This is a genomic window from Kocuria sp. CPCC 205231 (assembly GCF_040980965.1).
Lineage (GTDB): Bacteria > Actinomycetota > Actinomycetes > Actinomycetales > Micrococcaceae > Kocuria > Kocuria rosea.
Genome location: NZ_JAVKPP010000026.1, coordinates 1 through 22162 on the forward strand (window position 1 = coordinate 1; position 22162 = coordinate 22162).

Below are 22162 nucleotides of genomic sequence, written 5' to 3' on the forward strand. Positions count from 1 at the left end.
GCCTCCCTGCCCTACGCCTCCTCGCTGTGCGGGGCCTGCTACGACGTGTGCCCGGTGAAGATCAACATCCCCGAGATCCTCGTGCACCTGCGCGACGAGGACGTGCGCACCCAGCACGGCGAACGCTCCGACGACGGCGCCGCCGCGGCACCGGCCCGCACCCGGCGCCTGCCGCAGGCCCCGTCCGAGATGGACCTCATGATGAAGGGAGCGTCCTTCGTGATGTCCTCCGGCAAGCGCATGGCGCTCGCCGAGAAGGCCCTCCCGCTGGGCCGGGCCGTGGCGGGCAAGGACCGCGCGATCAGCTGGCTGCCCGGCACGGCCGGCGGCTGGACCGACGAGCGGGACATCCCCGCCCCGCCGAAGGAGTCCTTCCGCAACTGGTGGGCCAAGCACGCCGGCGAGACGCAGCAGCGGGTGGCCGCCGACGGCGGACCCGTCACCGACGGCGCTGCCGCGACAACCGGCGCCGACGGCGGCCCGCAGGACGGATCCGCGGACGACACCCAGCACGACGGGGGAGAGCGATGACCGACGCCAGGACCGAGATCCTCCACCGGATCCGCGGGGCGCTGCACGACACGCCCGCGCCCGCAGCGGCGGAGCGCACCTACCGCCGCGCCTCGGACCGGCCGCGCGACGAGGTCGTCGAGATGCTCGAGGACCGGCTGGTCGACTACAAGGCCTCCGTGCACCACGAGACCCCCGCCACCCTGCCGGGACGGATCGCCGAGCTGCTGGGCGCCTCCGCCCGCTACGTGGTGCCCGAGGGCCTGGACCGCGCCTGGCTGCCCGAGGAGTCCGGCATGCGCCGGGTCATCGTGGATCCCAACGACGCCCGGGCGGCCTCCGCGCTCGGGGTGCGGGAGCTCAACGCCGTGGACGCCGTGGTGACGTCCTCGACCGTCTCCTGCGCCGAGACCGGCACCATCTTCCTCACCGGCCGTCCCGACGAGGGCCGCCGGGCGATCAGCCTGGTCCCCGACCACCACATCTGCGTGGTGCCCCTGCACTCGGTGGTCGAGCTGATCCCCGAGGCCCTCGCCCTGGTGGAGCCCACGGCCCCGGTCACCATGATCTCCGGGCCGTCCGCGACCTCGGACATCGAGCTCGAGCGCGTGGAGGGCGTGCACGGGCCCCGGAGGCTGGACGTGATCCTGCTCGGCTGAGCTCCCGCACCCACCGCACGGTGGTCTCCCGCCGCGCGGCTGCGGCTCCGTACAGTGGACGTCGTCGGACGTCACGAGCGGCCGGTCCGGGCTCTCCCGCGGGAGGGGTCGGACCGGCCGCGGCACGGGAGGGGCAGCGGTGAGACGGGTTCTGGGACGTCCTGTGGACGAGCAGACGCGGTGCGTGCACTACCGCACGCCGCTGGACGTGGTCGCGATCAAGTTCTGGTGCTGCCAGGAGTACTACCCTTGTCATCTGTGCCACGAGGAGACCGCCGGCCACCCGGCGGCGCAGTGGCCGGTCGAGGAGCAGGACGCCGAGGCCGTGCTCTGCGGGGTCTGCGGCCACGAGCTCTCCGTGCGGGAGTACCTGGCCGCGGACGGCTGTCCGCGGTGCGCCGCCCGGTTCAACCCGGGCTGCGCCCTGCACACCGATCTGTACTTCGAGCCGGCACCCCGGGACTGAGACGCCCCGGGACCCAGGCGTCCCAGGGCGGCGGCAACGCCTCCCGGACGCACCGGGGCGCGGCAGCGGCCGCCCGCCGCTGAGCAGGACGAGGAGAGGACGGCTTCCACGGTGTCGATCAAGCATCCGCTGCGGGACCGGTCCCGCCGGGCGGAGTCCTCCGCCCCGCCGGGGCCGCCGGGGCCCCGATCCTCGGAGATCCGGCTGACCGGGGTCACGGTCACCCGGGAGGGCCAGGACGTCCTGCGCGACGTCGACCTGTCCCTGGACGAACAGCGCATCGCGGTGATCGGGCTCAACGGGTCGGGAAAATCCACCCTGGTGCGCCTGCTCAACGGGCTGCTGCTACCCACCCGGGGCACCGTGCAGGTCGGCGGGCTGTCCACCGCGACCGACGCCAGGCGCATCCGGCGCCGGGTGGGCTTCGTGTTCCAGAACCCGGAGAACCAGATCGTGATGCCGCTGGTGGCCGAGGACCTCGCCTTCGGGGCGAAGAACCTGGGCCTGCGCGGGGCCGAGCTCTCCGCTCGGGTGGACGGGGTGCTGGAGCGGCTGGGCATTGCCCACCTGGCCGAGCGGGAGTCCTACGCCCTGTCCGGGGGCGAGAAGCAGCTGGTGGCCCTGGCCTCGGTGCTGGTGATGGAGCCGTCCACGATCGTCTTCGACGAGCCGACCACCATGCTCGACCGGCGCAACCGGCGCCGGCTGCAGGCCACCATCGACGAGCTCGACCAGCGGGCCGTCGTGGTGACCCACGACCTGGAGCTGATCGGCGGCTACGACCGGGTGCTGGTGGTGCACGAGGGCCGGATCGTCTTCGACGGCGCCCCCGGACCGGCCGTCGAGTTCTACTGCGAAATCAGCGACCGATGACCGCTCCGCAGCGCACCGGTCCGCTGACCCGCATCCCGGCCGGTCACAAGTTCGCCTTCCTGTTCGCCGCCAGTCTCGGCATCTACGCCGTGACGCACCTGGGCGTCCAGCTCGCCGTCTTCGGCCTGGCCGTGGCCGCCGCCTGGGCGACCCGCACCCCGGTCGCCCGCCTGGCGCGGCTGCTGGCCGGACTGGTGCTCATCGTCGGCGTCGTCTTCCTCACCCTGGGCTTCACCACGACCTGGGAGGCGGCGGCGGTGGCGTCCCTGCGGCTGCTGAGCCTGTGCCTGTTCGCCTGGGCGGTGAGCCTGTCCACCACGTTCGCCCAGATGCTGGCCCTGTTCGAGCGGATGCTGGCCCCGACCCGGCACCTGGGGCTGAACCCGGCCCAGATGAGCCTGGCCCTGTCGATGACGATCCGGTTCATCCCGCAGATCCGCACCCAGTACCTCGAGGTCCGCGAGGCCCAGTTCGCCCGCGGGCTGCACAACAGCCCGGTGGCCGTGCTGGTGCCCCTGCTGGTGCGGACCCTCGAGTCGGCCCAGGAGATCGCCTCCGCCCTCGACGCCCGTTGCTACGACTCCGCGCCCCCACCACGGGCCGCTCCCCGGACCTCCACCGACTGACCCCCGGCCCCCCGACCGTTCCAGACGTCACCGCCCCGCCTGCTCGAGCCCCGCCGCTCGTCCCCGATCGAAGGACCCCATGACCACCATGACCTCCCGGACCGCCGACAGCTCCCAGACCACCCAGAACACCGTCCTGGTGGCCGTGTTCGCCGCCCTCATCGCCGCCCTGGGCCTGGTGCCCCCGATCACGGTCGGCATCATCCCGGTGCCCATCACGCTGCAGACCCTCGGGGTGATGCTCGCCGGGGCGCTGCTCGGGCCGGTGCGCGGGATGCTCTCCGTCGTCGTCCTGCACGCCCTGGTGCTGGCCGGGCTGCCGCTGCTGGCCGGGGGCCGGGGCGGGCTCGGGGTGTTCCTGGGCCCGACCGGCGGCTACCTGGTGGGGTGGATCCCCGCGGCCCTGGTCATCGGGGCGCTGGTGCAGTACTGGGCGATCCGGCGCACCGGCCGCACTGCCCGCTTCGCCGCGGTGCTGCTGAGCGTGGTCGTGGGCGGCATCGCGGTGATCTACGCCTTCGGCATCCCGTGGACGGCCGTGGTCACCGGGCTGCCGCTGTCCACCTCCGCGCTGGGCGCGCTCGTGTTCATCCCCGGGGACCTGCTCAAGGCGGTCGTGGCGACCCTGGCCGCGATCAACGTCCACCGCAGCTACCGCCGGCTCCTGGGCGGGACGCCCACCGCCCGCTGACGACCGGGGAGCGCCACTCGCCGGCAACCGTCATCCATGACCCACTGCCGCACCCGCAGCGTGAGACCAGCACCAAGGACGAGGACATGCCCTTTCTGGACCGCCTGACCCGCTGGGCCGCCGAACGCCCGCGGGAACTCGCCGTCGCCTGCGGGGACGAGCAGCTGAGCTGGAGCGATCTGCGCGACGGGGCCGCGGCCCTGGCCGCCTCGGGCGAGCCCACGGGGATCCTGCGACAGGCCAACGGCACGGACTTCGCCGTCCGGTGGGCCGCCGGGGTGGCCGAGGAACGTGTATGCGCCGTCCTGGACCCGTCCTGGCCGGAGGACCTGACCGCGCAGGTGCGGGAGCGCTGCGCGGCGCGCCTCCCCGCCGATCCAGCCCCGGCGGAACTGCGCGACGGCGACCTCGCCTCGGCCTTCCTGATCGGCCTGACCTCGGGCACCACGGCCCTGCCCAAGGGCTTCCAGCGCAGCCGCGGCTCCTGGCGGCGCTCGTTCGAAGCGTCCGCGGAGCACTTCGGTCTGGGACCACAGGACCGTGTGCTGGCGCCCGGCCCGCTGGCGGCGAGCCTGAACCTCTACGCCCTCTCCGAGTGCCTCCACGCCGGGGCCGGCTTCGTGACCCTGCCGGGCTTCGACGTCGCCGCCGCCCACGCCGCGATCACCGGGCACGGGGTCACCCGCCTGGTGCTCGTGCCCACCGTGCTGCGCGTCCTCGCCGAGCGAGGCCTGGCCGCCGGTGCCGACGCGAGCGGTGTCACGGCGATCGTGTGCGCCGGGCAGAAGCTGGACCCCACCACGTTCGCGGCGGCCCGGCGCTGGGCCCCGCACGCCGCGATCTGGGAGTACTACGGTGCCGCCGAGCTCGGCTTCGTCGCCGCGCGCTGCCACCGTCCGGGCGAGCCCGCCGAGATGGCGGCCGAGGACTCCGGCACCGCGGTGGGCGTCCCGTTCCCCGGTGTGGACGTGGCTGTCCTGGACGACGCCGGGACCCCCGTGCCGGAGGGCGTGACGGGCACGATCTGCGTGCGCTCGGACCTGGTCTGCGACGGCTGCCTCTGGGGCGACGACGGCCAGGGCCTCGGCCGGCTCGGCGGCCTGCACACGGTGCGGGACCAGGGCTTCCTCCGCAACGGGCAGCTGCACGTGCTGGGGCGGGCGGCGGAGATGATCAACACCGGCGGGCACAACGTCTATCCGCACGAGGTCGAGGCGGCCCTGGCCCTGGTGCCCGGAGTGGCCGACGTCGTCGTCGCCGGCCTTCCCGACGACGCCCGCGGCCAGCGGATCGTGGCCGGGATCCTCCCGGCCGCCGCCGGGCCGGACCGGCGGCGGATCCGGGCCGGACTGGACGGGCGGCTGGCCCCGGCCAAGCGCCCGCAGCAGTACTGGGAGCTCCGGGAGCTGCCGGTGACCGCGAACGGCAAGCTCAGCCGCGCGGTGTTCTGCGACTGGATCCTCGAAGGAGACGCCCGTGTCCGACCGCTCGGCTGATGCCCCCGTGCTGGTGCTGGGCCGGCGCACGCCCCTGGCGCGCGCCGGGACCTTGCTCGATGGCGTGCCCGTCCACCGGCTGCTGGCCCCGGTGCTCCGCTCCCTGCTGGCGGACTCGGGCCTGGATCCCGCCCGGCTCGCCGACGTGGTCGTGGGCAACGCCGTGGGCGCCGGCGGTAATCTCGCTCGGCTCGCCGCCCTGGAGGCCGGACTGCCGGTCTCCGTGCCGGGCCTGACCGTGGACCGACAGTGCGGGTCGGGGCTGGACGCGGTGGTGCTGGCCTGCCGGCTCGCCCAGGCCGGGGCCGGCCGGGCCTTCCTCGCCGGCGGGGCGGAGAGCATCAGCACCGCACCGCTGCGCGGACGACGACGCGAGGACGGGGGAGTCGAGTTCTACCGCCGCGCCCAGTTCGCCCCGGAGCACCTGGGCGATCCCGACATGGGCGAGGCCGCCGAGACGGTCGCCCGCGAGCACGGGATCGGCCGCGAGCGCCAGGACGCCTTCGCTCTGCGCAGCCACCGGTGCGCCCTCGCCGCAGCGGACGCCGGGGCCTTCGGGGACGAGCTGGTGCCGGTCACCGGACCCCGCGGTGACGTGCGGGCCGACAACGGCCCGCGGCGGACGCTGAACGCCAAGCTGCTGGCACGCTTCCCGGCCGTGTTCGCGGCCGGCGGGACGGTCACGGCCGGGAACTCCTGCGGGGACGCCGACGGCGCGGCCGCCGTGCTCGTCACCGACCCAGCCACGGCCCGAGCTCTGAACCGGCGGGACGGGCTCGCCTTCCGTGGTGCGGTGACGGTCGGGGTGGACCCGGCGCGGCTGGGCATCGGTGCCGCCGTGGCCGCTCGGCAGCTGCTGGCGGAGCAGGGCGTGGCGGTGGAGGAGCTGGCGGCGGCCGAGTTCAACGAGGCCTTCGCCGGACAGGTGCTGGCCTGCACGGACCTGCTCGGTCTCGACGAGGAGGTGCTCAACGCCGAGGGCGGCGCCCTGGCCCTGGGCCACGCCTACGGCGCCTCCGGGGCGGTGTCCGTGGTGCGCCTGCTGTCCCGTTCACGGTCCCTGCCCACCGGGAGCCTGCTGCTGGCGATGATCAGCTCCGCCGGCGGGATCGGCACGGCGGCCCTGTTCGAGAAGATCACGCTCTGACCGGAGCGGGTGCGCTGGGGAGGGCACCCCGCGCCCCGACGGGGGAGATGCGCCCCGGCCGGCACGAGCGGCCCTGCCGGCCGTGTGCCGCTCAGCGCGAGCGCTGCGCAGCCGCGAGCTCCGCGGCGTCCAGGGCGGGGTAGGACGGGCCGTGCTCGCCGAGCACGGTCACGCCGCGCCGCACGTTGTAGTACACGTCCCGCAGCGTCCAGCTGCGCAGGTCCGTGCGCTCGCGCCGCGGGACGGACTGCCGGCCCACGGTGGCGAACACGAAGAGCAGCGCCAGGAGGTAGAGTCCGCCGACCATGAGGAGCTCCTTCTCGCGACCATCGTCGCGTAAGGGTCTAAACTGTTGATGACACTCACGCTAGCCGTGGAAGGAATAAGTAGTCAAGTGCATTTTGCCTATGACACTGAAGATGTGCTCGAGTCCGACGTGGCGCTGATGAACACCGCGCCGGGGGCCTCCCGCTCCGGGGAGGACGAGCTGGTGACCACCGCGCAGCTGCGGGCCCTCCTCGAGGAGCACGGCTGGTCGGGGCGCTTCGACCGCGACGAGCACGAGCTGGCCGAGGTGCGCGAGGTCCGCGGCGAGTTGCGGCGGGTCTGGGCCCTGGAGCGGGACGCCATGGTGGACGCGGTCAACGCCGTGCTCGACACCACCGAGCTCGCCCCGCACCTGGCCCGGCACGACGGGAAGGACTGGCACCTGCACGCCTCGCCCTCGGACGCGCCCCTGGCCGCCCGGCTGCGCCTGGAGACGGCGTTCGCCCTCGTGGACGTGATCCGCGCCGACGAGACGGACCGGCTGCGGGAGTGCGGGGCCGAGGACTGCGACGGGGTGCTCCTGGACCTCTCCCGCAACCGATCCAAGCGCTTCTGCAGCCAGCGGTGCGCCAACCGCACCAACATGACCGCCTACCGCCGGCGCCAGGCCGGCGACATCGACGACCGCCCGGACTCCGCCGCCGGGGCGTGAGCCGGCCCGGCTGACCGGCCGGTGCGGCGGACGGAGCGTCGTCGTCGTTCGTCACGGACCGCGCCGCCGGACGCCTATTTCCATGATTTCCTATCGAGTCCTTCCTAAGCTGACGGGGTGAAGGAATCCTCGCTCGTCGCCGTCGTGTTCGTCGCCGCCCTCGCCCTGGGCGGCGGCACCCTCGCGGCCCAGATCTCCTCCCAGCCCGACGAGGAGGTCCAGGCCGCGCCGCTGCCGATGTGCACCGTGCTGGACCGGTCCGAGCTGGAGCCGGAGACCGGCGCCCTCTACGGCGTGAACCTCGACTGGGACGACAAGCCGCTGGGCGACTACGCCGACCGGCTCGGCCACCGGCCCGCCGTGTCCGTGTCCTTCACGGGATTCCCCTACGACGATCGCGGGCACGACCACCTGCGGATGGCCGCGGACCAGATCCGGACCGACGGCCAGATGATGCTGCTGACGCTCGAGCCCGAGGGCGGGCTCGCCGAGGTCACCGACGAGGCCGTGCGGGAGCTGACGGCCGACCTCGCGGCGATCAACGACTCCGGCGTGCCGGTGGTCGTGCGCTTCGCCCACGAGATGAACGGCTCCTGGTACGCCTGGGGCCACCAGCCGACCGCCTACGTGGAGGCCTATCGGCGGGTGGCGGACGCGGTGCACGAGCACGCCCCCGGCTCGGCGATGATGTGGGCGCCGAACTACGGGGGCGGCTACCCCTTTGCCGGAGGGCAGTACGAGGCCGAGCCCGGCACCGCCGACTTCAGGGCCCTCGACACCGATGGGGACGGCGCCCTGACCATGGCCGACGACCCGTACGCCCCCTACTACCCGGGGGACGACGCCGTGGACTGGGTGGGTATGTCCCTGTACCACTGGGGCGACCGGCATCCCTGGGGCGAGAACGAGCTGCCCGAGCCCGGCAAGTTCGCCGCCCAGCTCACCGGCACCTACGACGGCGCCGGCGGCGACGACAGCGCCGTCCCCGACTTCTACGCCGAGTACGGGCAGCGGCGCGGCAAGCCCGTGGCCATCCCGGAGACCGCCGCCCTGTACAACCCGGCCGAGGGCGGCGCCGACGAGCTGGCGATCAAGCAGGCGTGGTGGGGCCAGGTCTTCGACGAGTCGATGCCGGAGGACTTCCCGCAGCTGAAGATGATCAGCTGGTTCGAGTGGGACAAGCACGAGGTCGAGATCGACGGGCCCGTGGACTGGACGACCACCAACACCGCCGCCGTCCGGGACGCCTTCACCGCGGATCTGCCCGAGTGGCTGCACTGGGGCCCGGAGGAGAGCTGCACCCCGGCCGGTTCCTGATCCGCCTGCGGTCGGAACACGGCAGGAGCACACTGGGTCCATGAGGATGATGCTGCTGACCGCGGGCACCCGCGGCGACGTGGAGCCGTTCGCCGCCCTCGCCCGTTTCGCCGCCGGCCACGGCCACGACGTCCGCCTGGGCCTCCCTGACTCCTCCGGCGTGGACCTGTTCGGGCTGGACACCGTGAGCCTGGAGGTGGACTTCCACCGGCTGGTCCAGGAGCACGGGATCTCGCCGTGGACGGCCGTGCGGCACTTCCGCACCGAGGTGGGCCCCGACATGCGCCGGATGCTGGCCGCCGCCGTGCGGGAGACACTCGCGTTCGCACCGGACGTGGTGGTCCACCACCCCAAGGTGCTCACGGCGCCCGCGGTGGCGCAGGCCCTCGGCGTTCCGCACGTGGTGGCCGAGGCCGTTCCCGTGCTCACGCCCACCCGGCAGTTCCCGGCGCCCGGTGTGGTGAACCGGGACCTCGGCCGGTTCAACCGCGCCACCTACGCGGTGGCCCGCGGCGCCGAGCGGATGTTCCGCCGGGACATCGACCGGGCCTGCGCCCAGCTGCCCGGCGGCCGGCCGGCCGCCGTTCCCGCCCCGGCGGCCACCCTGCTGCCCATCAGCCCGCAGCTGCTGCCGCGCCCGGACGACTGGCCGGCCTCCGTGCACCTCACCGGGTCCTGGCACGCCGACGCCCCGGCGCCGGAGCCCGATCCCGCCGTGCTCGCGTTCCTCCGGGGCGGGCCCTACCTCGTGGCGACCTTCGGTTCCATGGCCTCCGGGGACCCACTGGCCCGGGGGAGGGCGGTGGCGGAGAGCGCCCGTGCCCACGGTCTGCGCACCCTGCTGCTCACCGGGTGGAGCGGCCTCGCGCTGCCGGAGGACCTCCAGGGCTCCCTCCGGGGCGACGTGCTCGCCTTCCCGGCCCTGTCTCTCGACGCGGTGCTGCCCGGTGCGGAACTGGCCATCCACCACGGCGGGGCCGGGACCGTGCACACCGTGGCCCGCGCCGGCGTCCCGCACGTGGTGGTGCCGTTCCTGGCCGACCAGCCGTTCTGGGGCCGGCAGCTCCACAGCATCGACCTGGCCGCCGCGCCCATCCCGCAGAAGAAGCTGACGGCCGAGCGGCTCACTGCGGCGATCGGCGACGCCCTCGGATGCCGTGCCGCCGCCGAGCGGGTGGGCCGCGAAGTACGGCAAGAGCGCGGACTGGAGGCCGCGCTGTCTGTGCTCACGTCTTGCTGATCTCAACAAGCACAGAATGCTGACGGTATTCGTCTACTCCCTGTCCGGGCTTTCTCTGCATTTGGTCAGTTTTGATTACGATTCGGATATCGCCGCGTCCGAGAGCCCTCCATTGTCGAAATGCACGGTGACGTGGTCCAACACCGCTAAGGCCGCCCTCTCGGTTAGTCTCTGTCCCGGACGGAACCCCGGATGGGGGACGGACACTGACCCGGGCGTCAGCCGAGGCGCCCACGTACCGGAGGGGCGCTTTCGTGGAGTTCATGCTCGGAACAGCCCCTCACTGGTGGGTGCTGACCGCCGGTCTCGGGGGTGCTGTGGTGGGCTGGTTTCTGCCTCGTGCCGTCCTGCGGTACAGCCCGGTCACGGACGAGCTCGACCCGGCTCCATCCCGTCCGATGCTCATGGCGTTGACGGCGGCACTCTTCGTCCTCGTGGCCTCGTTCTTCGGGCTCAGCTGGCAGCTCCCGGCGTACCTCTTCTTCGTGGCCGTCGCGGTGATTCTCACAGTGATCGACCTGCGGCACCACTTGCTCCCCAACGCCGTGGTACTGCCCGCCCTGGTCTTCGGCTTCGTGCTGCTCGCCGTGGCTGCCGTAGGGGAGAACGCCTGGGCCGCGTTGCTGCGCGCAGTGCTGGGCGCCCTCGTGCTGTTCGTCCTCTATCTCGTGCTGGCGCTCATCTCGCCGGCCGGGCTCGGTATGGGCGACGTCAAGCTGGCAGCAGTGCTGGGACTGTTCCTCGGCTTCCAGGGGTGGGGGGCGCTCTTCGTTGGAGCCTTTCTGGCCTCGATCTTCGGTGCACTCGTGGGACTTGCCATGCTGACGTCCCGCCGCGGCGGACTGCGCAGTGACGTCCCGTTCGGCCCATCGATGCTGGCCGGGGCCCTGGCGGCAGTGGTGTGGGGCGAAACCCTCGCTCGGGAGCATTTCCTGCCAGGCCTCTCCTGACGCCGTTCGGGGGACAAGCTCCCTGCCGTGCAGGTAGATGCGGATGAATGCACCTCTCCACTAGGCATTACGTCCATTTTTGACGTCCCCCAAAGTGCATGCATCTGAATGCTTGTGTGTTTGCGATCGTGACAGCTATCTTTTCTACAGGTCGGTAGGCAAGTGGCAGACAGATCCCGCAAGACGCGAATGCCAGGGCTCGTTCTCCGACTCAACCCCCTTATTTATCTCTCATCGTGAGGACACACCATGCTGCCCATTCTCGTCACCCTCCAGTACGTCGCCGACGCCAAGAACTCCATCGTGGATCGCCTGACCCGCGAGGAGAAGGGCGCCACCGCCGTCGAGTACGGCCTGATCGTCGGTCTCATGGCAGTCATCGTTGTCGCCGCATTCGTCATTCTGGGTCCGAAGATCAACTCTCTGTTCAACGGTCTCAACTTCGGGACTGCCAAGACTGCTGCCGAGTAGCGGTTGACCAAGGGAGACGCTTATCCGTAGATCTTCCGCTCAGCGTCGCGGCACCTTGCCAGGTGCCGCGACGCCCTCCGCCTTTTATGAGGCTCCGGCCTTTCAGCTCCTTCGGTCCTAAGGACGTGCAATGACTTTGTGGAACTCGCAGCGCGGGGCCGCCGCCGTAGAGTTTGCTCTCGTCCTCCCCGTATTGCTTTTAATCCTGCTGGGGATCATCGAATGCGGCCGGGCCTACAACGTCCAGATCAGCCTGACACACGCCGCCCGAGAGACGGCTCGCTACATGGCCATTCACAACGACTGGGGCGGGGCGGTGGACAGCGGCGTCGCAGCCGCGCCATCGGTCGACCTCGGTGCCACCGCCTTCCAGGCCAACCCAGTGAGCTGCGCAGCGGACGCGGATATCAAAGTCACCGTCACGTACGAGCTTGAAACTGTCACGGGAGTTGCCGAAGGTATGAAACTCACGGGGAAAGCTGCCATGCGATGCGGCGGCTGACCGGGCATCTAGCCAAGGCGCGCTCTATGCACCGGACAAACGGTGAACATGGTGCTGTTGCCGTCATTACAGCCGTGTCGCTGGTTGTGCTGTTGTTGGCGGCAGCGATCGCCATCGACGTCGGTCTCATGTACGAGGAGCGTGCGCAGCTGCAGTCCTCTGCCGATGCCGCGGCGCTCGCCGTGGCACAGGACTGTGCGGCCGGCAGCCCCTGCCTACCGGCGGCCATGCTGACGCGCGCGCGGCAGTACGCCTCTGCGAATGTGCGCGACACCACCGTCGACGTGGACCAGCCGATCAAAACCGGCAACAAGGTCAAGGTCGCCGTGCACTCCCTGGACTCCGACGGCGCCGGCTCCCTCGCCCTGAACTTCGGCTTCGTCACGGGCAAGGACGAGGCCGACGTGTCTGCGGCGGCTGCGGCCTCGTGGCGTGCTCCGTACCGGGGGACTGCCGCCCTTCCCTTCATCTTCTCCCGGTGCGACTTCCACCTCGGGGCCGGCCCGCAGGTGCTGCAGATGCACAGTGGCAGCAATGGCCATGGGAATGGCAACGGAAACGGGAACGGCAAGACCAAGAAGAGCGACGGCACCGACATGGAGGAATGTGGGTACAAAGCCACCTCTGGTCACAACCTCCCCGGGGGATTCGGCGTGATCGACAGCACTTCCTGCCAGGCTGTCGTCGAGATCGGGCAGAAGTCCTACTCCGACCCCGGCAACAGCATCCCGGGCGAGTGCGAGACCAAACTGTCCGCGCTGAAGGGCAAGACCATCCTGCTGCCCATCTACACCGACCTCGGTGGAACCGGCAACAACGGCTGGTACCGCCCGGACGGCTGGGCCGCCGTCAAGCTCCTCGGCTGGCGCTTTCCGTCGACATCCGCGGGCAACACCACGTCCGGGGCTAGCTGCACCAGTCCCTGCACCGGCGTGATCGGCGAGTTCGTCCGCTTCGTCGGTCTCGACGAGGCCGAGTTCGAATTGCCCGAGTCCGGCGACCCCATCCCCACCGACTACGGCGCGGTCGTCGTGGGACTCGACGAATAGAACCACTACAGACGCTTCGCATCTACCAGTTCCCGCATCCCCATCCCCTCGACCTCGGGAAGAACACCGTGAAGATCCGCATCATCGCCGGCTTCGTGATGGCCGTGCTGGCCCTCGCCGGCCTGGTCCTTGTCACCACCTATGTCGGCGCCGCCGACGCCCGCGCCCTGGACGACCAGGAGCCCCGCGAGGTCTACCTCGTCACCGCACCAATCCCCGAGGGCACCCCCGTGGAGGAGTTCAGCGAGTCCGTGGCCCTGCACACGGTTCCCGCCGCCGTCGTGCCCGACGGCGCGCTGTCCTCCCTGGGCGGCCAGAGCGGCAAGGTTGCCGGTGTTGACCTTCAGCCGGGCGAGCAGCTACTTGACTCCCGGCTGGTCGACCCCGAGGCGCTCGAGGCCCCAGGCACCGTGCCGGTCCCGGACGGGCTGCAGGAAGTCACGATCCAGCTGGACGCGCCTCGTGTGGTCGGCGGCCAGCTGGCGGCCGGGGATCACGTCGGCTTCTTCGTCTCCTTCGAGGGCGACGACAATCGTGCGTCCCGCACGTCCAAGGACCTGGACAAGATCCTCGTCACCTCCGTGCAGGGCGCGCCGAGCGCCGCCGCTGCCGCCGAAGGAGAGGCAGCAGCAGACGGCGCCGGCAACGACGCGCCAGCTGTACCGGAAGGTTCGATGCTCGTCACCTTCGCCGTGAACGCCGACACCGCCGAGAAGATCGTCTACGCCTCCGAGTTCGGCCGGATCTGGCTCTCGCTCGAGCCCGAGGACGCCGAGGAGAACGCCAACGGCGCCACGCGGGAGGACTTCTCATGAGCCGCCTGCTGCTGGTCACCGGGGATCCCGCTTACGACGCCCACTTCCGCCAGGCCGTCCAGGGCCGGTTGCCCGGGGAGGTGCAGACCGTGCTCGGCACGGCGCTGCCGGGCACCCCGGACGAACTGCTCGGCCGCTCCATCGGCGAACTGCCCACGGTGGTCGTGCTCGGTCCGGGTTTGGACCTCTACGAGGCCCTGCGGCTGGGCGGCGTCTTCGACATCCAGCGACCCGAGGTCTCCCTCGTCCTCGTCGTGCCCACGGACATGTCCTTGGCCGTGGCAGCCATGCGCGCCGGCTTCCGCGACGTCCTCGACCTCGACGCCGACGTCGACGGCATCCTCGCCACACTGTCCCGCGTCCTGGACAGCGCCGAGTCCCGTCGCCGCGTCCTGCCCTCCGGCGGCCCGGCCACCGGGAGCCTGCACGCCGTGCCGTCGGCCCGGCGCGACGACTCCCGCACGATCGTGGTGACCTCGCCCAAGGGCGGGGTCGGCAAGACCACGGTGGCCACCAACCTGGCCGTGGGACTGGGGCGGATCGCGCCCATGAACACGGTGATCGTGGACCTGGACGTCCAGTTCGGCGACGTCGCCGCTGCGCTGAGACTCGCCCCCGAGCACTCGTTGACCGAGGCGGTGACCGGCCCCGCCGTGGACGACGGCCTCGTGCTCAAGACCTTCCTCACCGTCCACCCCGCCTCGATCTACGCCCTGTGCACCCCGGCCAACCCGGCCGAGGGCGAGCTCGTGGGCGGCGCCCAGGTGGCGCACCTGCTCGAGCAGCTCTCCGGGCAGTTCCAGTACGTCGTCGTCGACACCGCTCCGGGCATGGGCGAGCACGCGCTCGCCGCGCTCGAGGCGGCCACCGACGTCGTCTTCCTCACCGGCATGGACGTCCCCGGGGTGCGCGGGCTGCGCAAGCAGATGGACCTGCTCGGGGAGATCGACCTCGTCCCGCCCAGCGCGCAGGTCGTGGTCAACGCCGCCGACCGGAACTCCGGGCTGTCGGTGCAGGACATCGAGGCCACGATCCGCGCCTCGGTCGACCACGTGATCCCGCGCTCCCGCATGGCCGCCTATGCCACCAACCGCGGCGAGCCCCTGCTGCTGCACGCTTCCAAGGACAAGGCCGCCCGGCAGCTGCAGGTCCTCGTAGACTCCTTCGCCCCCGACCGCTCCGCTCCCCGGCGGGGCCTGTCCCGGAAGGCTCTGGTCCGATCGTGAAGCTCGCCGAACGCCTCGCCGCCGCCCGCGGCGAAACCCTTCCCCCTCCCTCCTCTGCTTCCGTGTCCCCAGCGGAGCGTTCCGTCGACTCCCCGCTGTCGTCCGGTACCGGGGCCGCACCTTCGACGTCCGAGGAGTTTTCGCCGGCGTCCGATGACGCCCCGTCGCTGGACTCACTCGTGCTGACCGCCCCCCACCCGGAGGCTCCGGCCGAGCCGGCTCCACGCGCCCAGGTCGGCAAGTTCGATGCCCTCGCCGGCCTGAAGCACCGGGTCAAGCAGGAACTCCTGGACCGCATCGGCTCCCGTCAGTCGGACTCGAGCCTGTCGGATGTCCAGCTCAAGGACTTCGCTACCAAGGAACTGACGCGCATCGTCGCCGAGGAACAGGTGCCGATGTCCTCCGAGGAGCGCCTTCGGCTGATCCGATCCGTCAGCGACGACGTGCTCGGCTACGGTCCGCTCCAGGAGTTGCTCGACGACGACTCGGTCACGGAGATCATGGTCAACGGCCCCGACCAGATCTTCGTGGAGCAGAAGGGCAAGGTGACTCTCTCGGAGTCGACCTTCGCCACCGAGCAGGACCTGCGCCACGTCATCGAGAAGATCGTCACCCAGGTGGGCCGGCGCATCGACGAGTCCTCGCCACTCGTGGACGCGCGTCTTCCGGACGGCTCCCGCGTCAACGCGGTCATCCCGCCGCTCGCGGTCAAGGGCTCCTCCCTGACGATCCGCAAGTTCGCCAAGGACCCGCTCACCGTCGAGGACCTCATTCGCTTCGGATCGGTCTCCTCGCAGATGGCCGATTTGCTGCGCGCGTGCGTCGAGGCGCACCTGAACATCCTGGTGGCGGGCGGCACCGGTACCGGCAAGACCACGATGCTCAACGTGATGTCCTCCTTCATTCCGCACGGTGAGCGGATCGTGACCATCGAGGACGCCGTGGAGCTCCAGCTGCAGCAGGAGCACGTGGTGCAGCTCGAGTCCCGGCCGGCGAACATCGAGGGCCGGGGCGAGATCACCATCCGCGACCTGCTCAAGAACTCCCTCCGCATGCGCCCGGACCGGATCGTGGTGGGGGAGTGCCGCGGTGGTGAGGCCCTGGACATGTTGCAGGCCATGAACACGGGCCACGACGGATCCCTGTCCACCATCCACGCCAACTCCCCGCGCGACACCATCTCGCGTCTGGAGACCCTGGTCATGATGGCCGGCATGGACCTGCCGCAGCGGGCTATTCGCGAGCAGATCGCCTCGGCCATCCACGTGGTGGTCCAGCTGTCACGACTCCGGGACGGCACACGCCGGGTCACCCACATCACCGAGATCCAGGGGATGGAGGGGGAGACCGTGACCCTGCAGGATGCCTTCCTTTTCGACTGGGACGCCGGCGTGGATTCCCGCACCGGTCGCTTCCGGGGTACGACCCGCTCCACCGGGGTGCGGCCGCGGTTCGTGGACAAGTTCGAGGACTACGGCATCAAGCTGCATCCCTCCGTCTTCGACCCCGGGAGACGCTGATGGCACCGCTGCTGGTCGGCGTCGGGCTGCTCGTTCTCGCCGGGCTGCTCGGGCTGTTCGTGGTCTTCCGCTCGCGCACGCCGCGGCTGCCCATGGATCGGCGCCGGCCGCCGCGCGGTCCCCGGGAACTGGAGTCCTCGCAGCTGTCCCGGCTCTCCGGCGTGACCACCGAGGCCGTCTCCGAGTTCCTGGAGCGCCGAGGGTGGACGCGCAAGGTAGCCGCCGCCCTGGAGAACGCCGGCATCAAGTCCTCGCCGGCCGACTTCCTCGTGCTGGTCGTCGTCGGGGCGGTCGTCGCGGCGGCGGCCGGGACGCTCGCCGGGGGGCCGCTGCTCGGACTGCTGCTCTTCATGGCGGCCCCGCTGGTCGCCAAGGTGCTCGTCGGTGTGATGACGGGCCGGCGCAAGCGCATCTTCGCCGACCAGCTCGACAACACCCTCCAGCTGTTCTCCGGGTCGCTGCGGGCAGGCCACTCCCTCCTGCGGGCGGTCGACGCGGTGGCCAAGGAGTCGCAGGCCCCGACATCCGAGGAGTTGACGAGGATCGTCAACGAGACCCGGCTCGGCATGGATCTGGACGCCTCGCTGGACCAGGCCGCCAAGCGCATGGGCTCCGACGACTTCTCCTGGGTTGCTCAGGCGATCGGCATCCATCGGGAGGTCGGCGGTGACCTCGCCGAGGTGCTCGATCGGGTGGCGGGCACCATCCGGGAGCGGAATCAGATTCGACGCCAGGTCAAGACGCTCTCGGCCGAGGGAAAGATGTCCGCCTACATCCTCATGGCGCTACCCGTGCTGATCGCCGCGATCCTGTCCTTGATTGCTCCCGACTACATCTCCCAGTTCGTCACGAGCGGCTTCCTCGGCTACGCGATGATAGTCGTCGCCCTGCTGATGTTCGCGATCGGCGGCTTCTGGATGTCGCGGATCATCAAGCTCAAGTTCTGATTCATGATCTTCCCGAAGGACGTGCCATGACCCACCTCCTCTTCGGCATGCTGCTCCTCGCCGGCGCCGCAGGCCTGGCCATCTGGCTCGCCGTCGGCGTGCGCTGGGGCGGCGACCGGCTGGTCCGCCAGAATCTGCGCGTTGGTTTCGGCGCCACGGAGGCCGAGATGATCCGCGACGCACCGGACTTCGGCTGGGCCAGCCGGTTCACCACCGGCAACGGCAAGGAGCGGATCGAGACTCTCTACTCCAAGGCGGGCCGGCCTGCGGACTGGCCGGTCGCCCGGCTGATGGCCTGCAAGGTCTACGCCATGGGCGCCGCCCTCCTGGTAGGACTTCTGCTCCTGGCCATGACGAGTGGCAACGGCATGATCCTGCTCATCGTGCTGGTCATGGTGCCGGTGAGCTACTTCCTGCCGGAGCTGCTGCTGTACAGCCGGGGCATCGAACGGCAGAAGGAGATCGGCCTCGAGCTCGCTGACACCCTCGACCAAATGATGATCGCAGTGGAAGCCGGCCTCGGCTTCGAGTCCGCCATGGCCCGCGCCGGGCACAACGGGAAGGGCCCCCTCGCGGAGGAACTCGTGCGCACCCTGCAGGAGATGCGCGTGGGCATTCCTCGTCGCGACGCCTACCTAGCGCTCGAGCAGCGCACCGACGTCCCCGACCTGCGGCAGTTCACTCGTGCCGTGATCCAGGCGGACGCCTACGGCATTTCCATCGCCACGGTGCTGAGGACACAGGCGAACGAGATGCGCACCAAGCGACGGCAGCGGGCCGAGGAAGCGGCGCAGAAGATCCCCACGAAGATCCTCATCCCGCTGATGCTCTTCGTCCTGCCGGTGCTTTTCTTGACGGTGCTTGGGCCCACCGTGCTCAACTTCATGAAGATGTAGTCGGATGCCGATCAACAACTCTGCGCCCTCCCCAGGAAGAACCGCCACCGGACGCACAGTCCTATCCGTCGTTTTTGCCGTGGTGTCGCTCTCCGCCGTCGGCCTCCTGACCTTCCCCTGGGTGACCGGTTCTGCAGCTGCCGGTTTCGGCGGGGACATCCAGCACAGTGAACCCACCTCGGTGAGTGCCCCCGGCCCGGAGAACACCGCGTCACTCGCGGCGGACGACGCCCGGGCCGCCGGTGACCCGGGGGCCCACCGCTCCGTGCGGGGACCGGAGACCTGCGGGGACCTGTCCTCTCGGGCGCGGGTCTGCTCCCCGTCGATCGGCATCGACGCTGCGCTCAAGTCCATGGGACAGGACGACGCCGGGAACATGGCGGTGCCCACCTACGAGGACCGTGCGGCGATCGGCTGGTACTCGGTCTCCGCCCCGATCGGCGGTGAGCGGGGCAACGCGGTGCTGGCCGGTCACGTGGACTATCCCTATGACGCTCCCGCGCTGGCCACGCTCTACACGGCGCAGCCCGGGCAGAAGCTCTGGGTCTCCGACGGGACCGGGGGAGTGTTCTCCTACACCGTGACCACGGTCCGGGAGCCGACCCCGCGGGACGCCCCGCCGCGGGACATCTTCGCGCTGACCGGCGACCCCGGGTTGTCCCTGATCACCTGTTCGGGCGACTACGTCCAGCCGGACGGAGGGTCGTCCTGGTCGTACACGAACAACCTCATCGTGGACCTGGCCCTCGATCCCGAGACCGCCCCCGTCCCGTGAGGCCGCCGCGCTGTCCGTCCCCTCTTCTGCGCACACCCGGCGTCGCACAGCGACTTCCCCGGACAGCACCCCCTCCATGCAATTACATTAGTAAAGATCGGTCGGCCGCCCACCGGCCTGCCGATCCCCCCACGATCCACAGGAGTTCCCATGCCCTCCCCCCTCCCCGCCCGCCGCGCGCAGCTCCTCGCGGTGGCGGCTCTGGCCGGCACCACCGCGGTGACCGGGACGCTGGTCGCCGCGACGCCGGCCGTCGCCGTGCCCGTGGCGATCGCGGAGTACCTCATCGAGGTCCCGGAGGAGAGCCCGAGCACCGGCGCGGAGTCGTTCTACACCCCGGTGACGCTGACCAACACCGACACCGCCTACGGCATCGACGAGGATCAGCCCCTAGCCCCCGTCGGAGAGCTCGTGCTGGACGACGAGGGCTACGCCGTCGCCGAGCCCTTCGACGACCCGGCCGCCGGGTGGGAAAACGTGGTGGGCGAGAAGGTCGACGACAACCCGGTCTACTGGGAGCCGGAGAACGCCGCGCTGGCCGGTTACATCCTCTCGGTCTTCGGTCCCACGGAGGACTCGGATGAGGCGCTGGCCGTGCACTGGGCCGTGCGCTCCCTCTCGACGGCTGAGCTGCCCCAGCCGGACGGGCTCGAGCCGTGGCACCTGGACCGAGCGGCGTTCCTGATCGAGGACGCCCGCGAGAACGTCCCGGCGCTGACGCCGCAGGACGGCTACCCGGTCGCCGTGTCCTCCGCGCCGGACGGCCGGCCCGAGACGCTGCTCGTCACGGTGCCGGAGTCCTACTACTTCACGACCGTCACCCTGTCGGGGCCGGTCACCTTCGCGGACGGGACGACGACACGGACCGTCGCCGGCGGCGAGCGGGAGCAGCGCCTGGAGCTCGCTGTGCCGGCGGGAGTCACGGATGGCGAGCTCACCGCCGAGCTGACGGCGACCATGCCCTCGACCGAGCTCACCGTCCTGGCCGACGACCAGTACCGCGACCTGCTCATCGCGGGTCAGGAGCGCACGGTCGACTGGGCCACGAGCGCCGGGTTCGAGATCGACGCCCCCACCGCGCCGGAGGAGGAGGTCCCCGACGAGGAGACCGCGCCCACGGGCGACGACGGAGCCGGGGACGCGCCGGTCGATCAGGACACGCCCACCGGCAACGACGACGACGGAATCAGCGACCCCGGCAGCGACACAGGCTCCCGTGACGGCGCGGCCGGACCGGACGCCGAGCCGGCGGTCCGGGATCGCGGCGCCCCTGTCCTCGAAATCGTGACGGACGCCGACGCCGAGCAGAAGCTCACGGCGACCCTCGAGGCCTTCGTCCTGTTCGACGAGCAGACGACCACCTCCACGGAGGTCGTCACGGAGACCACCATGACGGCTGGGGGAGCGGCGTACGCCGAGTCGGCCATGGCCAACACCGGCATGGGAGCAGCTCCTGCGGCCGGTGAGCGCAGCGCGATGACCTCGGTGATCCTTGTCGTGGTCGCTGTCGGCGCCGGCCTCGGCGCCTGGTTGCTGCGCCGACACCCGACCGCCACCTCGGATCGGTCCGCCTGATGTTCACCTCCGTCCCAGTTCTCCGGGAGATCTCGATGAGCCGCACCACTCGCACCGTCGTCGTCGCGTCCCTCGCGCTCGCCGCCCTTACCGGCTGCGGCGGTGCAGCGGCCGAGGCGAAGGGTGCGCACACCTACGAACCCCTGCCGCCGCTCAGCACCGCGACGCCGACCACCAGCCCGGCGCCGCAGCCGACGTCCCCGGCGGCGCCCAAGTCCTCTCCGGCACCGACGGCAGAGGCCACCGCAGACTCTGCCGCCCCTGCCGGAGGGACGGCCCAGGCCGCAGCCCCGGTCGGCGGCACGGCAGGAACGAGCATCCCCGGGCAGGCGCCCGCCGCCGGGTCCTCAATCGCCCTCGGACAGGCTCCTGCCGCTGTGGCGGGGCCGGTGGGTGGTGGCATGCCGGTCCAGGCGACGGAGCGGACGTCGACCAGCACCACGACGACCACGTCGACGACGATCGAGGCCGGTCTCAAGCTCGTGGTCACCTGCGAGGGGCTGTGCCTGCTGGGAGACCTCACTGCGCCGCAAGTCGCCGGACAGGACGGGCCGTTCTCCGAGGATCTCCTGCGGCAGGCACTCGAGAAGGAGCTGGGTGGGCAGGGCGGCAACCAGCAGCAGCTGACCGACGACCTGCTGGAGCAGCTCATGCAGGATCAGTGGGCTCTGGCCGAGCGGGATCTCGAGGGCGGGGACGAGAAGCTGGTCTTCTCCTCGGCCCGGAAGTAGGTTCGCGCCGTCCGAAGCGCAGTCATCCGGTGGGACGGCGCGGTCCGCGTTGCCACAGCACACGACGACGCACCCGGCCCTTGACGAGGGCCGGGTGCGTCAATGTCACTCAGGCGGGCACGGCCGCCCAGTGCACGGCGAAGCACGCCGTGGCGGCCATCGAGTACAGCCATACGGAGGCCTCGCGGGTCCACGGCACCTTCTTGGTCATGGCAGAGCTGATGACCGCGGCGATGATCAGTCCGACGCCCAGCCAGAGGGACCAGTCGGTGAACTGCTGGAGGACGGCGCCCAGCACGCCGGTGCCGGCGTCGTCGAGGACACGATCGATGTCGAGATTCATGGTGAGAACTCCCCCCGGAGCAGACGAACGTTCCGGGCGCCCCCATGACGCCCGCGACGACAGGGTGCGACACCGGCGGCGGGGGAGCGAAGGATCAGCCGGTCCCCGGGTCGCCGGGGCGGGCACGCCCTGACAGTGCCGAGCCTATTCGATGAATTTGCAAATGCATCGGCGGATGGCGTCGCTTCTTGCGGGGACAGCCTGCCCAGCGTGGTGTGCGGAGCAGGACATGCAAAAGGCCCCGGACCGACTGGTCCGGGGCCTTTGGCTGGTGGTCGGGATGACAGTGTGCTGGTTCAGGACATAGGCAAGGCATGTCTCGGGACATCGGCAACATGAGGTCGCACATCCGCGGCAG

25 protein-coding genes are annotated in these 22162 nt (G+C 71.0%); 23 read left to right on the forward strand and 2 right to left on the reverse strand.

Translation table 11 applies throughout. The features are described from left to right. The 8 genes from RF640_RS17725 to RF640_RS17760 all read left to right on the forward strand — a co-directional run. A partial coding sequence (locus RF640_RS17725) for a lactate utilisation protein LutB domain-containing protein (RefSeq protein ID WP_368828506.1) occupies positions 1–531 on the forward strand: 531 nt, incomplete at its 5' end. Continuing rightward, positions 528–1169 carry a lactate utilization protein C gene (locus tag RF640_RS17730; protein WP_368828508.1) on the forward strand — a complete coding sequence of 214 codons (642 nt, stop codon included), beginning with the start codon at positions 528–530 and terminating at the stop codon, positions 1167–1169. The genes RF640_RS17725 and RF640_RS17730, both read left to right, overlap by 4 nt. A gap of 163 nt (positions 1170–1332) precedes the next feature. Continuing rightward, complete coding sequence (locus tag RF640_RS17735; protein WP_368828509.1) at positions 1333–1635, forward strand: CHY zinc finger protein; 303 nt, start codon at positions 1333–1335, stop codon at positions 1633–1635. A 111-nt stretch (positions 1636–1746) separates the two neighbouring features. Continuing rightward, the gene (locus tag RF640_RS17740; RefSeq protein ID WP_368828510.1) at positions 1747–2508 is read left to right on the forward strand and encodes an energy-coupling factor ABC transporter ATP-binding protein; all 762 of its coding nucleotides are present in this window, start codon (positions 1747–1749) and stop codon (positions 2506–2508) included. After that, positions 2505–3134: an energy-coupling factor transporter transmembrane protein EcfT gene (locus tag RF640_RS17745; RefSeq protein ID WP_368828511.1), complete on the forward strand. Its 630-nt coding sequence runs from the start codon at positions 2505–2507 to the stop codon at positions 3132–3134. Before RF640_RS17740 ends, RF640_RS17745 begins: the two co-directional genes overlap by 4 nt. Positions 3135–3213: 79 nt before the next feature. Next, the gene (locus RF640_RS17750) at positions 3214–3825 is read left to right on the forward strand and encodes a biotin transporter BioY (RefSeq protein ID WP_368828512.1); all 612 of its coding nucleotides are present in this window, start codon (positions 3214–3216) and stop codon (positions 3823–3825) included. Positions 3826–3911: 86 nt separating this feature from the next. Then, a complete protein-coding gene (locus RF640_RS17755; RefSeq protein ID WP_368828513.1) occupies positions 3912–5321 on the forward strand; it encodes a class I adenylate-forming enzyme family protein in 1410 nt (469 codons plus the stop codon). Continuing rightward, positions 5302–6468, forward strand: a complete 1167-nt coding sequence (locus RF640_RS17760) for a thiolase family protein (protein ID WP_368828514.1) — start codon at positions 5302–5304, stop codon at positions 6466–6468. Before RF640_RS17755 ends, RF640_RS17760 begins: the two co-directional genes overlap by 20 nt. Before the next feature lie 91 nt (positions 6469–6559). On the opposite strand, the gene RF640_RS17765 is transcribed toward RF640_RS17760, so the two are convergent. Continuing rightward, entirely contained in the window at positions 6560–6775 is a 216-nt protein-coding gene (locus RF640_RS17765; protein WP_035930150.1) for a hypothetical protein, read from the reverse strand. Between the two features lie 114 nt (positions 6776–6889). Here RF640_RS17765 and RF640_RS17770 point away from each other — a divergent pair, with 114 nt between their 5' ends. From RF640_RS17770 to RF640_RS17840, 15 genes are all read left to right on the forward strand, one after another. Then, complete coding sequence (locus RF640_RS17770; RefSeq protein ID WP_368828515.1) at positions 6890–7447, forward strand: CGNR zinc finger domain-containing protein; 558 nt, start codon at positions 6890–6892, stop codon at positions 7445–7447. Between the two features lie 117 nt (positions 7448–7564). Continuing rightward, positions 7565–8764 carry a glycoside hydrolase family 26 protein gene (locus RF640_RS17775; protein ID WP_368828516.1) on the forward strand — a complete coding sequence of 400 codons (1200 nt, stop codon included), beginning with the start codon at positions 7565–7567 and terminating at the stop codon, positions 8762–8764. A 40-nt stretch (positions 8765–8804) separates the two neighbouring features. Continuing rightward, a complete protein-coding gene (locus tag RF640_RS17780; RefSeq protein WP_368828518.1) occupies positions 8805–10004 on the forward strand; it encodes a glycosyltransferase in 1200 nt (399 codons plus the stop codon). Positions 10005–10267: 263 nt separating this feature from the next. Continuing rightward, positions 10268–10954 carry an A24 family peptidase gene (locus RF640_RS17785; RefSeq protein ID WP_368828533.1) on the forward strand — a complete coding sequence of 229 codons (687 nt, stop codon included), beginning with the start codon at positions 10268–10270 and terminating at the stop codon, positions 10952–10954. Between the two features lie 249 nt (positions 10955–11203). Continuing rightward, positions 11204–11425 carry a Flp family type IVb pilin gene (locus RF640_RS17790; RefSeq protein ID WP_368828520.1) on the forward strand — a complete coding sequence of 74 codons (222 nt, stop codon included), beginning with the start codon at positions 11204–11206 and terminating at the stop codon, positions 11423–11425. 130 nt (positions 11426–11555) lie between these two features. Further along, positions 11556–11927 (forward strand): TadE/TadG family type IV pilus assembly protein, encoded by a 372-nt coding sequence (locus tag RF640_RS17795; RefSeq protein WP_368828521.1) that lies wholly within the window; start codon positions 11556–11558, stop codon positions 11925–11927. Between the two features lie 26 nt (positions 11928–11953). After that, on the forward strand, positions 11954–12976 hold the full coding sequence (locus RF640_RS17800) for a pilus assembly protein TadG-related protein (protein ID WP_368828522.1): 1023 nt from the start codon (positions 11954–11956) through the stop codon (positions 12974–12976). 68 nt (positions 12977–13044) lie between these two features. After that, the gene (cpaB, locus tag RF640_RS17805; protein ID WP_368828523.1) at positions 13045–13791 is read left to right on the forward strand and encodes a Flp pilus assembly protein CpaB; all 747 of its coding nucleotides are present in this window, start codon (positions 13045–13047) and stop codon (positions 13789–13791) included. Continuing rightward, complete coding sequence (locus tag RF640_RS17810; protein ID WP_368828524.1) at positions 13788–15017, forward strand: CpaE family protein; 1230 nt, start codon at positions 13788–13790, stop codon at positions 15015–15017. Before cpaB ends, RF640_RS17810 begins: the two co-directional genes overlap by 4 nt. Before the next feature lie 179 nt (positions 15018–15196). Then, the gene (locus RF640_RS17815) at positions 15197–16537 is read left to right on the forward strand and encodes a CpaF family protein (RefSeq protein ID WP_368828525.1); all 1341 of its coding nucleotides are present in this window, start codon (positions 15197–15199) and stop codon (positions 16535–16537) included. After that, positions 16537–17484 carry a type II secretion system F family protein gene (locus RF640_RS17820; protein ID WP_368828526.1) on the forward strand — a complete coding sequence of 316 codons (948 nt, stop codon included), beginning with the start codon at positions 16537–16539 and terminating at the stop codon, positions 17482–17484. The genes RF640_RS17815 and RF640_RS17820 overlap by 1 nt, the downstream gene beginning before the upstream one ends. Positions 17485–17510: 26 nt before the next feature. Continuing rightward, positions 17511–18380, forward strand: coding sequence for a type II secretion system F family protein (locus RF640_RS17825; RefSeq protein WP_368828527.1), 870 nt, complete (start codon positions 17511–17513; stop codon positions 18378–18380). Positions 18381–18501: 121 nt separating this feature from the next. Further along, the gene (locus RF640_RS17830; protein WP_368828528.1) at positions 18502–19155 is read left to right on the forward strand and encodes a class F sortase; all 654 of its coding nucleotides are present in this window, start codon (positions 18502–18504) and stop codon (positions 19153–19155) included. A gap of 150 nt (positions 19156–19305) precedes the next feature. Then, the gene (locus tag RF640_RS17835) at positions 19306–20730 is read left to right on the forward strand and encodes a hypothetical protein (RefSeq protein WP_368828529.1); all 1425 of its coding nucleotides are present in this window, start codon (positions 19306–19308) and stop codon (positions 20728–20730) included. Between the two features lie 35 nt (positions 20731–20765). Then, on the forward strand, positions 20766–21461 hold the full coding sequence (locus RF640_RS17840; protein ID WP_368828531.1) for a hypothetical protein: 696 nt from the start codon (positions 20766–20768) through the stop codon (positions 21459–21461). 109 nt (positions 21462–21570) lie between these two features. On the opposite strand, the gene RF640_RS17845 is transcribed toward RF640_RS17840, so the two are convergent. Further along, a complete protein-coding gene (locus RF640_RS17845) occupies positions 21571–21804 on the reverse strand; it encodes a hypothetical protein (RefSeq protein WP_109268178.1) in 234 nt (77 codons plus the stop codon). Positions 21805–22162 lie beyond the last annotated feature (358 nt).